The organism is Rhodopseudomonas palustris (assembly GCF_034479375.1).
Lineage (GTDB): Bacteria > Pseudomonadota > Alphaproteobacteria > Rhizobiales > Xanthobacteraceae > Rhodopseudomonas > Rhodopseudomonas palustris_M.
In genome coordinates, this window is sequence record NZ_CP140155.1 from 4,448,111 (window position 1) to 4,462,010 (window position 13,900).

Annotated in this window: 11 protein-coding genes; all 11 read right to left on the reverse strand. The window is 67.1% G+C overall.

Annotation, left to right across the window (positions count from 1 at the left end):
* Positions 1-12: 12 nt before the first annotated feature.
* The 11 genes from SR870_RS20130 to SR870_RS20180 all read right to left on the reverse strand — a co-directional run bounded on the left by SR870_RS20130 (position 13) and on the right by SR870_RS20180 (position 13,743).
* Complete coding sequence (locus tag SR870_RS20130; protein WP_322515279.1) at positions 13-1,395, reverse strand: VWA domain-containing protein; 1,383 nt, start codon at positions 1,393-1,395, stop codon at positions 13-15.
* Positions 1,395-2,342, reverse strand: coding sequence for a MoxR family ATPase (locus tag SR870_RS20135; RefSeq protein WP_322515280.1), 948 nt, complete (start codon positions 2,340-2,342; stop codon positions 1,395-1,397). Before SR870_RS20135 ends, SR870_RS20130 begins: the two co-directional genes overlap by 1 nt.
* Entirely contained in the window at positions 2,339-3,415 is a 1,077-nt protein-coding gene (locus SR870_RS20140; protein ID WP_322515281.1) for an acyl-CoA dehydrogenase family protein, read from the reverse strand. The genes SR870_RS20135 and SR870_RS20140 overlap by 4 nt, the downstream gene beginning before the upstream one ends.
* Before the next feature lie 301 nt (positions 3,416-3,716).
* Positions 3,717-4,307: a c-type cytochrome gene (locus SR870_RS20145; protein ID WP_322515282.1), complete on the reverse strand. Its 591-nt coding sequence runs from the start codon at positions 4,305-4,307 to the stop codon at positions 3,717-3,719.
* A 241-nt stretch (positions 4,308-4,548) separates the two neighbouring features.
* Positions 4,549-5,802 carry a PQQ-dependent sugar dehydrogenase gene (locus tag SR870_RS20150; RefSeq protein WP_322515283.1) on the reverse strand — a complete coding sequence of 418 codons (1,254 nt, stop codon included), beginning with the start codon at positions 5,800-5,802 and terminating at the stop codon, positions 4,549-4,551.
* Positions 5,803-6,114: 312 nt separating this feature from the next.
* The gene (locus SR870_RS20155; protein ID WP_322515284.1) at positions 6,115-7,764 is read right to left on the reverse strand and encodes an OFA family MFS transporter; all 1,650 of its coding nucleotides are present in this window, start codon (positions 7,762-7,764) and stop codon (positions 6,115-6,117) included.
* A gap of 63 nt (positions 7,765-7,827) precedes the next feature.
* A complete protein-coding gene (locus SR870_RS20160; RefSeq protein WP_322515285.1) occupies positions 7,828-8,043 on the reverse strand; it encodes a formate dehydrogenase subunit delta in 216 nt (71 codons plus the stop codon).
* A complete protein-coding gene (fdhD, locus tag SR870_RS20165) occupies positions 8,033-8,860 on the reverse strand; it encodes a formate dehydrogenase accessory sulfurtransferase FdhD (protein ID WP_322515286.1) in 828 nt (275 codons plus the stop codon). Before fdhD ends, SR870_RS20160 begins: the two co-directional genes overlap by 11 nt.
* Before the next feature lie 2 nt (positions 8,861-8,862).
* Entirely contained in the window at positions 8,863-11,709 is a 2,847-nt protein-coding gene (gene fdhF, locus SR870_RS20170) for a formate dehydrogenase subunit alpha (protein WP_322515287.1), read from the reverse strand.
* 10 nt (positions 11,710-11,719) lie between these two features.
* Positions 11,720-13,276, reverse strand: coding sequence for an NADH-quinone oxidoreductase subunit NuoF (locus SR870_RS20175; protein WP_322515288.1), 1,557 nt, complete (start codon positions 13,274-13,276; stop codon positions 11,720-11,722).
* Complete coding sequence (locus SR870_RS20180) at positions 13,273-13,743, reverse strand: formate dehydrogenase subunit gamma (RefSeq protein ID WP_322515289.1); 471 nt, start codon at positions 13,741-13,743, stop codon at positions 13,273-13,275. Before SR870_RS20180 ends, SR870_RS20175 begins: the two co-directional genes overlap by 4 nt.
* Between the last annotated feature and the right edge of the window lie 157 nt (positions 13,744-13,900).

Sequence of the window (13,900 nt, forward strand, 5' to 3'; positions counted from 1 at the left end):
GCGTCGCGTCCACTACTGATACGCCGCGACGATGTCCGACACCGCGCGTTCGAGCTGCTTGGCCGTGGCGCATTGCCGGACGGTGTTGCAGAACGGCGCGTAGCGGAACATCTCGGAATCGCCAAAGCCCCAGCCCAGCCGGCCTTCGGGGTTGAGCCAGACCACGCGCTTGGCGCGCTCGGAAATGGTGCGCAGGATATCGGTGCGCGGGTCGAGCTTGTTGGTGCGGGCGTCGCCGAGCACGATCACCGTGGTCTTCGGTGTCACCGCGCGCAGCCAGCGCTTTTCGAAATCCGCCAGCGAATTGCCGTAGTCGGACGAGCCGAACCCGACCTTCGCCATGATCTCGCGCATCGCCGCTTCCGGCTCCTGCTTGTCGAGGATGTCGCTGACTTCGATCAGGTGGCCGGAGAACGCGAACGACCGGACATCGTCGACCACTTCGTGCAGGCTGTGGATCAGCAGCAGGAAGAAGTCTGAGACCTGCGCCACCGAGCCGGAGACGTCGCACAGCGCCACGATCTTCGGCCGGTCGCGGTGGCGGCGCTTCCACGCGGTGAGAAACGGGATGCCGCCCCAGGCGGCGTTGCGGCGCATGGTGCGGCGGACGTCGAGATGGCCGCGGCGCTGCCGCTTGCGCGGCTTCGAATAGCGCTCGCGCAGCCGCCGCGCGATGGCGCGGATCAGCGCCTTCATCTGCTCGACCTGGCGCCGTTCCAGCCGCGCCAGCGGCGCGTTGCGCAGGATCTCGTGGCGCAGGTTTTCGGTTTCCTCGCGGCCGTACAGCAAGAGCGCCTGCGACACGCGCTCGCGCACGGCGTCGCGCAGGCCGTCGAGCAAGCCGGCGAGCCGCTCGGCATCGCCGGGATTGCTGGTCTTGAGCCGGTCGAGATCGTCGCGTAGCCGCCCGACGCCGAGCGCTTCCAGCATCCGGGTCTGGAACAGCCCGCGCTGGGTGAAGTAACGAATGTTGGAAAGCTCGGCCGCATTGGCCGCGCCTGCCAGCGCCGCCGCGACCGCGCTGCGATCCTGCGACAGCAGCATCTGCGCGAGCTCGCCGAGTTCGGTGGGCGTATTGCCGCCGTCCTGCGGCGCGCCGCCGGCGCCCGACGGCGACCCCGCATTGTCGGCCTCGGAGCTGTTGTTATCAGTCTCGAACTCGTCCTCCGGTGGCGGCGGTTCGGGGTGGCTGAAGAACAGATCGAAGCAATCGCCGAGCGCCTGCTTCTCCTCCTGGCTCTTCGCCAGCGTCAGCAGCAGCGTGTCGCGCAGCGTGGTGCGATCGGAAAAGCCGACATCGGCGACGGCGCGCATCGCGTCGATGCTTTCGGCCGGCGAGACGCGCACGCCGGCGCCGCGCGCCGCCCGGAAGAAGCGATGCAGCTCCTCGCGCATCAGCCGAACGTGCCGGAGCGGCCGGCCTTGGCGACGAAGCCTGCGACCTGCGGCGTCGTGGTTTCGATGTCGGCCTCGTATTTCAGCAGCACGTTGAGCGTGTCCTTCACCGTCTCGTGGTCGAGCTCGGTCGATTGCAGCAGCACCAGCACCCGCGCCCAGTCGATCGTCTCGCTGACCGACGGCAGCTTCTTCAGGTCGAGCGCGCGGACCTGGTTGATGAAGCCGACGAGCTGCCTGCGCAGAATCTGCGAGGCGCCGGGCACGCGGCTCTCGACGATGCGCTCTTCGAGCTTCTGCTCGGGGAAGCCGATATGCAGATGCAGGCAACGCCGCTTCAGCGCGTCGGACAGGTCGCGCTCGCCGTTCGAGGTCAGCAGCACCAGCGGCTTCACCACCGCGCTGATGGTGCCGAGTTCGGGGATCGAGACCTGATAGTCGGACAGGATTTCCAGCAGCAGCGATTCGAATTCGGCGTCCGATTTGTCGATCTCGTCGACCAGCAGCACGCAGCCATTGGGCTGCTCCAGCGCCTGCAGCAGCGGCCGCGGCTCGACGAATTCCTTGGAGAAGAACACGTCGCCGAAATCGTGCAGCCGGTCGAGCGCGCCCGCCAGCGTCTCGGCGCCGCCCAGCACTTCGCCGAGCTTGTCCTTGAGAATCTGGGTGTAGAGCAACTGCTTGGCGTATTTCCACTCGTACAGCGCCTTGGCCTCGTCGAGGCCTTCGTAGCACTGCATCCGGATCATCCGCAGCCCGCGCCAGGCCGCCAGCGCCTTGGCGAGCTCGGTCTTGCCGACGCCGGCCGGGCCTTCGACCAGGATCGGCTTCTCGATCTTCTCCGCCAGATACACCGCGGTCGCGATCTGCCGGCTGGCGATGTAGCCGACCGATGCGAGGCCCGCCGTGACGGCGTCGATGGATTCGATCGGCATATGTGTGGTCATTCGTGTCGTTCGCTCCAGAGGGATTGGCCGAGAGTGATCTGCCGCTGCTTGCGCGGCTCGCGCGCGACATTGGCGAGGACGTCGTAGGCCGCCAGCGCGCGGCCGACGCGATCGTCGGTTCGCGCCACGGCGAAATGCGCGCGGATTTCGTCGACAATTCCGGCGGCGAGCGCGCGGATTCCGATCAAGCGCGCCGGCACCGGTGGCGTGCCGTCGTCGAGCGACAGGACGGCGGCCCGGCTCGTCGTCTCGATCAGCGCGACCTGTCCGGCGAGACGCCCGAGCCGCACCGCGTGGTCCTCGCTCGGCTCGACCTGCGCGGCGATCGCCCGCAGCAGCCACGTCAGAAAGCCCGCGGTGGTGGCGGTGCCGACGGTGTCCTCGACATCGCGAAACGGCAGCGCCATCGCCGGATAGGCGTCGCGCTCGCCGCCGATCCGCGCCGAGGCCAGCACCACGCACTGGTCGAGCGCGAGTTCGCAATGCGACGCCGGTGCCAGCACGTCGAGCGACGGCATCGGCGTCATCGTCAGTCCCGGCGTTTCGCGCGGCACCGCGAACAACCCGTAGCGCTTGCGGCCGTCTTCAATCGCGACGATCGCCAGAACGAGGAAGATATCGGCGACCGGCCCGTTGGTGATCCAGGCCTTGCGGCCGCTGATGACGAAACTCTCGCCCTGCGGCGCCGCGGCGGTCTGCAGATGTTTCGGATGCGCGCCGGCGCCGGGCTCGGAAATCGCCACCGCGGCCCAGCAATCGCCTGCAGCGATGCGCGTCAGCAGATCACTGCGCTGCGCGTCGTCGGCGAAGCCGGCGATGAAGAAGCGGGCGATCAGTTGACGTCCTGCGAAGGCGGTGGCGAGGCCGAGCTCGCCCGTCGTCGCAGCGATCGCCTGTTCGGCGAGCGCGATGGCGCTGAAACTATCCAACGATGCATCGTCGCCCGGCAGTCCGATCCGGAACAGGCCCGCGCGGCGCATCGCCCCGAACGGGTCGCCGAGGCGATCGGCGGGATCGATCGCGCGCCAGCGCTGGATAAGGTCGGCGACGGCCTCACTGGTGGTTTGCGACATCGATAGATCCGGTTCGAAACGGCGGCACGTCCTTGCTGTCTAGGATAACCGGGCCGTGGTCGCGAGCGGATTCTTCCATTCCGCCGAACGGAATGGGGCGTCTTCAGCGGATCTCCCGCATCACCTGCGCATAGGCGAGAACGTCGAACAGCGCGGTGCCCCCGATGATGTTGCCGATCAGAGCCGGCAGCATGTAGGTCGCCGTTACTTCGAGCGCCGCAGGCGAGGCGTCAGCGCCGTTGTGGCGACCGCGTCGGGGTGGCTGCAGGCGAATGCTCCGGCCCGGCCGGATCCCGAGCACTCACAGATGCGCGAGATAATGCGCCAGCGCGTAGATTTCTTCCTCGCTCAGCGGATAGGCGACGTCGGCCATCGCCGCCATCGCGCCGCCGGAGCGCTGGCCGGATTTGAATTCGTTCAGCGCCTTGATCAGATATTCCTCGCGCTGGCCGGCCAGCCGCGCGGTCGCCTTGGTGCCGGCGTAGTTGTCGGTGTGGCACGAGGCGCAGCGCCGCCCCGCCGCGGCCTGAGCCCCCTTGCGCGACAGTTCCGGGTCGTCGTCGGGCTTGCTGTTCCGCATCGGCGGCAGCGAGGCGTAGTAGGCGCCGAGGTTGCGGATATCCTCGTTGCTGAGGTCGTCGACGAACGGGCGCATGCTGGCGTTCTGTCGCGTGCCGCTGCGGAAGAAGACCAGTTGCCATTGAATGAACAGGTCGGGCTGCCCGGCCAGCGACGGCGTGTATTCCATCGGCGAGATGCCGTTCTCGCCATGGCATCCGGCGCAGAGTGCCGCCTTGGACTTGCCGGCTTCGAGATCGGCGGCGGCGAGCGGCGAGGCGGCGCCGAGCATTGCCAGTCCGAGCGTGATCAGCGGTGCGGCGAGTCGAGTCATGGTTCTCTCTGTTGGCTCAGAGGTTGTCGTTGGACAGCGTCAGATTTTGTCATTCCGGGATTCGTCGCGGACGGCGGAGCCGGCCGGGACGAAGGCCCGGAATCCATATCCCCTGGGCGCGCGGCAGAGCACGCCGATCGTGGCCGTGCAGATCACGAACACAGCGAGTGTGGATTCCGGGCTCGCGAGCGTTGCTCGCGCCCCGGAATGACGAAAGTGAGCAAAGCGGCGGACCAGCTACTCACTTACTGTAGCTGATCCGATAGATCGCGCCGGCCCAGTCGTCCGCCACCAGCATCGCGCCGTCCTTGGCCAGCACGATATCGGCGGGGCGGCCGAGATAGCCCTGGTCGCCTTCGAGCCAGCCTTCGGCGAAGATCTCCTGCCTGGCGTTCTTGCCGTCCGGATCGGCGATCACCCGCTTGATCCGCGCGCCCTGATATTTGTGCCGGTTCCAGGAGCCGTGCTCGGCGATGAAGATGTTGTTCTTGTACTCGGCGGGGAATTGATCGCCGGTGTAGAACTTCATCCCCAGCGGAGCGACATGGGCGCCGAGATTCAGCACCGGCGGCGTGAACTCCGAGCACTGGTGCCCCATCGCGAATTTCGGGTCCGGCATGTCGCCCTGATGGCAATACGGATAGCCGAAATGCTCGCCGAGCTTGCTGATCATGTTGAGCTTGTCGCTCGGCATGTCGTCGCTCACCCAGTCGCGGGCATTCTCGGTGAACCAGTATTTTCCGGTGCGCGGATCGACGTCGCCGCCGACCGAATTGCGCACGCCGAGCGCGACCAGTTCGGCGTTGCCGGTCTTGGGATCGACGCGGCGGATTTGCGACAGCGAGGTCGGCGGCAGGCCGATGTTGAAGGGCGGGCCGAACGGCACGTAGAACCAGCCGTCCTTGTCGGCGGCGAGATACTTCCAGCCGTGCGCCACGTAGGACGGCATGTCGTCATACACCACCTTGCCGTCGCCGAGCTTGTCGAGATTGGCCTCGGCGTTGTCGTAGCGGATCAGCTTGTCGATATCGATCACGTACAGCGCGCCGTTCTGGAACGCGAGGCCGGTCGGCATCTTCAGGCCCTTGAGGATGGTCTTGACCTGCTTCTTGCCGTCCTTGTCGGTGATCGCATAGACGTTGCCGAGCCCGAACGAGCCGACGAACAACGTGCCGTTGTCGCCGAAGGCCATCTGCCGCGCGGCGAGTACGCCGGAGGCGTAGACCTCGATCTTGAATCCCGGCGGCAGCTTGATCTTCTTCATCATCGCCGCGAGTTCGGCGTCGGACGAGCCGGTCGGCGGCCCGGCCGGCGGCGCGAGACCCTTCTGCGCTTCCGTCTCGTCGCCCAGGAACCAGTCGGGCGGCGGATTGGTCCAGAAGTCCTTCTTGTCGGAGTCGTATTTCTTGAGGCCCTGCGCGCCGGCCTGATGGACCGTCGCAGTCGCCAGGACCACAGCGCACGCAATCACGGATCGTTTGAAGACCGATTTCATCGCGTCACTCCCTCGCACGGCCCACTGATGCAGCCGCATTATTGTTGTCGACACCGCCCGGGCATCGCCACCGGCGTCGGAGCGCCGGCCGACAGACGCTATCATAGCGGCGGCGACTGAGAAGGAAGATTGCGAGCAAATTGCGTCTGATCACCGCCGCGGCCGATTAGTTCGCTGAAGCGAAATCTCGCTGCGATGCACTTGATGCAGTGCATTCCCGGAATGATCAGTCGGAGGAGCGCTCCGGTGTCGGCCATCGACCGACGCGGTGCGGGACGGCAAAGGGCCGCCGTCCCGCATCATCGTATCGACTCAGAAGATCCTGAGCGAATTCTGCAGCGTGACCCACACGCCCCAGGCGAGCGGGACGCCGACGAAGGCCCAGAATGCCGCGGCGCGAGCGTCGAGGCCGCCTTTGCCGATGCCGTAGGAGCCGCCGCCGGTGCTGGCCGCCGCGCCCTTGGCCTGCAGCGCGGCGACTTCCTCCGGCTTCATGAACCATTTGTCGGCGAGCGGCTTCACCATCGCGTTGCAGATCAGGCCCACCACCAGCATCCCGGCGAGGATGTACATGGTGAAGTCGTAGACCTGCGCCCGCTCCACGCCGGCGGCGATCTGCGCCTCGCGGATGTAGTTCACCACCACCGGGCCGATGATGCCGGCGGTCGCCCAAGCGGTCAGCAGCCGGCCGTGGATAGCGCCGACGAACTGGGTGCCGAAGATGTCGGCCAGATAGGCCGGCACCGTGGCGAAGCCGCCGCCATACATCGACAGGATGATGCCGAAGGCGAGCACGAACATCACCTTGCTGCCCATCGCCGCGAAGGTCGGCGCCAGCGCGTAGAGCACGATGCCGAGAATGAAGAACACGTAGTAGGTGTTCTTGCGGCCGATCTTGTCGGACAGCGACGCCCAGAAGAACCGCCCGGCGATGTTGAACAGCGACAGCAGCCCCGCGAAGCCGGCGGCGATGCCGGCGATCATGGTCTTCTGTTCGGCCGAGAGCTGGTTGAAGCTGAGATCGGGCAGGCCGATCAGCTTGCCGGCGAAGATCTCCTGCAGCATCGGCGAGGCCATGCCGATGACGCCGATGCCGGCCGAGACGTTGAGGCACAGCACCGCCCAGATCAGCCAGAACTGCCGGGTCTTGTGCGCATCGCGCAGATGCACGTGATGCTCGGTGATCATGGTGTTGGCCTTGGCCGGCGGCGTCCAGCCCTCGGGCCGCCAGTTCGGCGGCGCGATCCGATACGAGAACGCGCCGATGGTCATGAACACGAAATAGATCAGGCCCATCACCAGGAAGGTCTGCCAGACGCCGACGTCGGTCGGGGTCTTGAAGTAGTTCATCAGCATGTTGGCCAGCGGCGCGCCGATCATGGCGCCGCCGCCGAAGCCCATGATCGCCATGCCGGTCGCCATACCGCGGCGATCCGGAAACCATTTCACCAGTGTCGACACCGGCGAGATGTAGCCGAGCCCCAGCCCGATGCCGCCGATCACGCCGGAGCCGAGCCACAGCAGCCAGAGTTGGTGCGTGTAGATGCCGATCGCGCCGAGCACGAGTCCGCCGGACCAGCAGATCGCCGAGACGAAGCCCGCCTTGCGCGGGCCGACCCGCTCCAGCCAGCCGCCCCAGATCGCCGCCGAGGCGCCGAGCAGCACGAAGAACAGCGTGTACATCCAGCCCATCGAGGCGACGCGCCAGTCGCAGCTCGTCGTCACCAGCTCCTGGAAGATCGACATGTCCGAACAGACCTTCGGCGCGGACAGGCCGACGGCGCGCGACAGCGGCAGCCAGAACACGCTGAAGCCGTAGGCCATGCCGATGCACAGATGGATGCAGAGCGCCGCCGGAGGAACCAGCCAGCGATTGTAGCCGGCGGCCGCGATGATGCGTTCGCGATCGAGCAGACCCGGCCGCGCGCCGGACAGCCGTCCGGCTCCTTCCAAGGTTGTCATGTCGTTTCCTTCCCCTGTTGAATCGCCCGTTTTCGGACTGATTTCTCGTCGCCTGCCGTCTTCTTATTGTGTCGTTTTCAGTGCCTCCACGGCCGCGCGCACGTCCGGCGCGAGCCCTTCGCCGCCCGCATCGAGATGCGCGACGATCGCCTTGCGCATCCGCGGATCCCAGAACTTCTTCAGGTGTTCGGCGATGCCGGGCACCGCTCTGTCCGGGCCCTGACTGCGAAAGAAGGTGCCGATCTGATTGGCCATATGGACCAGCTGGTCAGGCGACATCGGCGGCTCCCTCGCTGGTCCGGCCGCCGATGCGGCCGGGATGGGTGAACACTTCGAAGCCGTCGGCGCGCGCGATCGCGGCCAGCGTGATGCCGGCGGCCTCCGCCATCCGCACCGCCAGCGCGGTCGGTGCGGAGACGGCGACCAGCAGCGGCGCGCCGAGCGCGGCGGTCTTCTGCACCATCTCCACCGAGACGCGGCTGGTCAGCAGCACGATGCCGTTGCCGGTGGCGATCCGCTGCCGCGCCAGCGCGCCGGCGAGCTTGTCGAGCGCGTTGTGGCGGCCGACGTCCTCGCGCAAGGCGACGATGCCGCGCGCCGGCGTCCAGAACGCCGCGGCGTGCACGGCGCGGGTCTCGATGTTGAGTGTCTGCAGCGGCGGCATCGCCTCGATCGCGGCGATGATCTGCTGCGGCGTGAACCGGCCGCCGGCGCGCACGATCGCCGCCGGGCGCAGCGCCTCGGTGATCGAATCGACGCCGCACAGGCCGCAGCCGGTGGGGCCTGCGATATGGCGGCGGCGCTGCTGCAGCCGCTCGCCCTCGGCGCCGCCGATCCACATCCGCAATTCGACGCCGTCGTCCAGTTCGACGATCTCGAAGCTGTCGATCTGCGACGGCGCCGCGATCACGCCTTCGCTGAGGCTGAAGCCGATCGCGAAATCTTCGAGATCGGCCGGCGTCGCCATCATCACCGCGTGGGTGCCGCCATTGTAGCTGATCGCGACCGGCGTCTCCTCGGGAATCGTGCGGGCGCCGTCCTGCATCCGGCCGCCCCGCCAGGTCCGGGTAGCGCCGGTGTGGACGGTCGGGCGCATCGTCACTCCGCGGCCTCCGCAGGCGTCGCGATCCGCCGCGCCGCGGCCGCCTGCTCCTCATAGGCGCGCTGCCATTCCGACGGACCGTTCGACGGCGCCACCTGCACCGCCGTCACTTTGTATTCCGGGCAGTTGGTGGCCCAGTCGGAATACTCTGTCGTGACCACGTTGGCCTGGGTGTCGGGGTGGTGGAACGTGGTGTAGACGACACCCGGCGCGACCCGATCGGTGATCAGCGCGCGCAGCGTGGTCTCGCCGGCGCGGCTGGCGAGCCGCACCCAGTCGCCGTCGCGCACGCCGCGCTGCTCGGCGTCGTGCGGATGGATTTCGAGTCGGTCTTCCTCATGCCACACCGTGTTGGCGGTGCGCCGCGTCTGCGCGCCGACATTGTACTGCGACAGGATGCGGCCGGTGGTCAGCAGCAAGGGGAAGCGCGGTCCGGTGCGCTCGTCGGTGGCGACATATTCGGTGATGACGAACTTGCCCTTGCCGCGGACGAAGGCGTCGATATGCATCACCGGCGTGCCTTCCGGCGCGCGTTCGTTGCACGGCCATTGGATCGAGCCGAGCTGTTCCAGCCGATCATAGGAGACGCCAGCGAAGGTCGGCGTCAGGGCGGCGATCTCGTCCATGATCTGCGACGGGTGATCGTAGCTCATGGCGAAGCCCATCGCATTGGCGAGCCGCTGCGTGACTTCCCAATCCTCCAGCCCATTGCGCGGCGTCATCACCTTGCGCACCCGCTGGATACGGCGCTCGGCATTGGTGAAGGTGCCGTTCTTCTCCAGGAAGGTCGAGCCCGGCAGGAAGATATGTGCGTAGTTGGCGGTCTCGTTGAGAAACAGATCGTGCACGATGACGCATTCCATCGCGGCGAGGCCGGCGGCGACGTGTTTGGTGTTCGGGTCGGACTGCAGGATGTCCTCGCCCTGTACGTAGAGCGCCTTGAACGAGCCGTCGACCGCGGCGTCGAGCATGTTGGGGATGCGCAGCCCCGGTTCGTTGTTGAGCGTCACGCCCCACAGCGCCTCGAAGCTTTCGCGCACCGCGTCGGTCGAGATGTGGCGATAGCCCGGCAGTTCGTGCGGGAACGAGCCCATGTCGCAGGCGCCCTGCACGTTGTTCTGGCCGCGCAGCGGATTCACGCCGACGCCGGGGCGGCCGAGATTGCCGGTGGCCATTGCGAGGTTGGCGATCGCCATCACCGTGGTCGAACCCTGGCTGTGCTCGGTGACGCCGAGGCCGTAATAGATCGCGCCGTTGCCGCCGGTGGCGAACAACCTTGCGGCTTCGCGCAGCGCCTGCGGAGCGACGCCGGTGAAGGCCGCGGTGGCTTCCGGGCTGTTGCGCTCATCGGACACGAACGCCGCCCAGTGCTCGTATTCGCTCCAGTCGCAGCGCTCGCGCACGAAGGCCTCGTGGGTGAGTCCCTCTGTGACGATCACGTGCGCGATCGCGGTGAGCACGGCGACGTTGGTGCCAGGCTTGAGCGGCAGATGCTGCGCGGCCTCGATATGCGCCGAACGCACCAGATCGATCCGTCGCGGATCGACCACGATCAGCTTGGCGCCGGCACGCAGCCGCTTCTTCAGCCGCGAGGCGAATACGGGGTGGCCGTCGGTCGGATTGGCGCCGATCAGCATCACCACGTCGGTGTGCTCGACCGAGTCGAAATCCTGCGTGCCGGCCGAGGTGCCGAACGCGGTGGAGAGGCCGTAGCCGGTCGGCGAGTGGCAGACGCGGGCGCAGGTGTCGACATTGTTGTTGCCGAAGCCGGCGCGGATCAGCTTCTGCACCAGGAAGGTTTCTTCATTGGTGCAGCGCGACGAGGTGATGCCGCCGATCGAGTCGCGGCCGTATTTTGCCTGGATGCGCTTCAGCTCCGACGCCGCGTAAGTAAACGCCTCGTCCCAGCTGACCTCGCGCCACGGATCGCTGATCTTCGCCCGGATCATCGGGTTCAGGATGCGTTCCTTGTGGTTGGTGTAGCCCCAGGCGAAGCGGCCCTTGACGCAGGAATGGCCGCGATTGGCCTTGCCGTCCTTGTAGGGCACCATGCGGACGACTTCCTCGCCGCGCATCTCGGCTTTGAAGGTGCAGCCGACGCCACAGTAAGCACACGTCGTCACCACCGAACGCTCCGGCGTGCCGATCTCGATCACCGATTTCTCGTTCAGCGTCGCGGTCGGGCAGGCCTGCACGCAGGCGCCGCAGGAGACGCATTCCGAGCCGAGGAAACTCTCCTGCATGCCGGGCGACACCACCGAGCCGAAGCCGCGGCCGGCGATCGTCAGCGCGAAAGTGCCTTGCACTTCTTCACAGGCGCGGACGCAGCGCGAGCAGACGATGCACTTCGACGGATCATAGGTGAAGTAAGGATTGGACTCATCGAGCCCCGGATTGGGGTGCTTCTCGCCGCTATAACCATAGCGCACGTCGCGCAGGCCGACCGCGCCGGCCATGTCCTGCAGTTCGCAATCGCCATTGGCCGAGCAGGTCAGGCAGTCGAGCGGATGGTCGGAGATGTACAGCTCCATCACGCCCTTGCGGATCTGCTTCAGCCGCTCGGTCTGGGTGTGAACGACGAGGCCGTCGGCGGCCGGCGTGGTGCACGACGCCGGCGTGCCGCTGCGGCCGTCGATCTCGACCAGGCACAGCCGGCACGAGCCGAACGCATCGACCATGTCGGTGGCGCAGAGTTTCGGAATTGCAGTTCCGATCTCCATCGCGGCGCGCATGATCGAGGTGCCCTCCGGCACCGAGACGCTGCGGCCGTCGATCGTCAGCGTCACCATCGTGGTCGATGGTGAGCGCGGCGTGCCGTAGTCGATTTCCTGAACCAGAGCCATGGAGCGTCCTTTATTCCGCAGCCTGCAGGCGGCGCGGCGCGAGGCCGAAATCTTCCGGGAAGTGCGTGAGCGCCGACAGCACCGGGATCGGCGCCAGCCCGCCCAGCGCGCACAGCGAGCCGAACTTCATGGTGTTGCAGAGGTCTTCGAGCACGGCGATATTGGCGGCGGGCTTGTCGCCGGCGATGATCCTGTCGACGGTCTCGGCGCCGCGGGTGGAGCCGATGCGACACGGGGTGCATTTGCCGCAGGATTCGATCGCGCAGAACTCCATCGCGAACCGCGCCTGCTTGGCCATGTCGACGGTGTCGTCGAACACCACCACGCCGCCGTGCCCGACCATGCCGCTCCTTGCAGCAAAAGCCTCGTAGTCGAACGGCGTGTCGAACAGCGCCCGTGGGAAATACGCGCCGAGCGGGCCGCCGACCTGCACCGCACGGACCGGGCGGCCGCTCAGCGTGCCGCCGCCGATGTCGTCGATCAGTTCGCCCAGCGTGATGCCGAACGCGACCTCGAACAGCCCGCCGTGCTTGACGTTGCCGCCGAGCTGGATCGGCTTGGTGCCGCGCGAGCGGCCCATGCCGCAATCCGCATAGGCCTGCGCGCCCCCGTCGAGAATGTACGGCACCGCCGAGAAGGTCAGCACGTTGTTGATCACGGTCGGCCGGCCGAACAGCCCCTTGTGGGCCGGCAGCGGCGGCTTGGCGCGCACCGTGCCGCGCTTGCCCTCGAGGCTCTCCAGCATCGAGGTCTCCTCGCCGCAGATATAGGCACCGGCGCCGACTCTCACTTCGATATCGAAAGAATCGGTCGAGTGGCAGATGTGATCGCCGAGATAGCCGGTGCGACGCGCCGCCTCGATGGCGGCGTTCATCGCCTCCACCGCGTGCGGATATTCCGAGCGGATATAGATGTAGCCCTTGGTGGCGCCGACCGCGATCCCGGCGATCGTCATGCCCTCGATCACCATGAAGGGATCGCCCTCCATCAGCATCCGGTCGGCGAAGGTGCCGCTGTCGCCTTCGTCGGCGTTGCAGCAGATGTATTTCTGGCCGCGGCCGGCCTGCGCCACGGTGCGCCATTTGGTGCCGGTCGGAAATCCGGCGCCGCCGCGGCCGCGCAGCCCGGATTTGACGACGTCGTCGATGATCGCGTTCGAGCTCAGCTTCAGCGCGCGTTCCAGCCCCTTGTAGCCGCCATGGGCGCGATAATCGTCGATCGAGCGCGGATCGACGATGCCGCAGCGGACGAAGGTGAGGCGCGTCTGCCGCTTCAGCCAGGGAATCTGCTCGGTGAGGCCGAGTTTCAGCGGATGATCGCCGTCAGACAAAATCGCTTCGAGGATAGACGGCACATCCGCGATCGTGGTCGGCCCGAAGGCGACGCGACCGGCCTGTGTCTCCACTTCGAGCATCGGCTCCAGCCAATACAGCCCGCGCGAGCCGGGGCGGACCAGATCGAGCGAGACGTCGCGCTCATGCGCGACGCGGCTCAGTTCGGCCGCGACCTCGTCGGCGCCGACCGCGAGCGCGCCGGAATCGCGCGGGATGAAGATGCGGATGCTCATCGCTGCGCCTCCGCCATCAGGGCGTCGAGGCGCGACGCATCGAGCCGGCCGATCACGCGGTCGTCGAGCATAGCCGCCGGCGCCGTGGCGCACAGGCCGAGGCAATAGATCGGCTCCAGCGTCACCGCGCCGTCCGCCGTGGTGGCGCCGAACCCGACCCCGAGCCGGTTTTCGATCCGCGCCGCCAGCGCATCGCCGCCGGCGGCCTGGCAGGCCTCGGCGCGGCACAGCTTCAGCACGTGGCGGCCGGGCGGTTCGCGCCGGAAATCCGGATAGAAGGTCAGCACGCCGTGGATCTCGGCGCGCGACAGGTTCAGCGCCTGCGCCACCATCGGCTCGGCGGCTGCCGGCACATAGCCGAACGCTTCCTGCAGCGCGTGCAGGATCACCAGCGTCGGCCCCTCCTTGTGCGTCAACCCGGCGATGATCTCAGCGGCGCGGGTCGGATCCCATGTCTCATTATGCATCGGCGCTCTTTTCGGCGTTGTCTCGCGACCGATGAAAATGAGAATCGTTCAAAGAATCAATAAAGCTGTCCAATGCTGCGATAGGGAAACGATAATGACGGGGCCCTGATCCGCATCCTTCGAGGCGCCCGATGGCGCGGCAGCTCGGAGCGCGGCC

Excerpts from the sequence above, each read along its gene's own strand:
- SR870_RS20155 (WP_322515284.1), bottom strand. The coding sequence starts at position 7,764 with ATGACAACCTTGGAAGGAGCCGGACGGCTGTCCGGCGCGCGGCCGGGT.
- SR870_RS20160 (WP_322515285.1), bottom strand. The coding sequence starts at position 8,043 with ATGTCGCCTGACCAGCTGGTCCATATGGCCAATCAGATCGGCACCTTC.
- SR870_RS20150 (WP_322515283.1), bottom strand. The coding sequence starts at position 5,802 with ATGAAATCGGTCTTCAAACGATCCGTGATTGCGTGCGCTGTGGTCCTG.
- SR870_RS20180 (WP_322515289.1), bottom strand. The coding sequence starts at position 13,743 with ATGCATAATGAGACATGGGATCCGACCCGCGCCGCTGAGATCATCGCC.
- SR870_RS20145 (WP_322515282.1), bottom strand. The coding sequence starts at position 4,307 with ATGACTCGACTCGCCGCACCGCTGATCACGCTCGGACTGGCAATGCTC.
- SR870_RS20175 (WP_322515288.1), bottom strand. The coding sequence starts at position 13,276 with ATGAGCATCCGCATCTTCATCCCGCGCGATTCCGGCGCGCTCGCGGTC.
- SR870_RS20140 (WP_322515281.1), bottom strand. The coding sequence starts at position 3,415 with ATGTCGCAAACCACCAGTGAGGCCGTCGCCGACCTTATCCAGCGCTGG.
- SR870_RS20135 (WP_322515280.1), bottom strand. The coding sequence starts at position 2,342 with ATGACCACACATATGCCGATCGAATCCATCGACGCCGTCACGGCGGGC.
- SR870_RS20130 (WP_322515279.1), bottom strand. The coding sequence starts at position 1,395 with ATGCGCGAGGAGCTGCATCGCTTCTTCCGGGCGGCGCGCGGCGCCGGC.
- fdhD (WP_322515286.1), bottom strand. The coding sequence starts at position 8,860 with ATGCGCCCGACCGTCCACACCGGCGCTACCCGGACCTGGCGGGGCGGC.
- fdhF (WP_322515287.1), bottom strand. The coding sequence starts at position 11,709 with ATGGCTCTGGTTCAGGAAATCGACTACGGCACGCCGCGCTCACCATCG.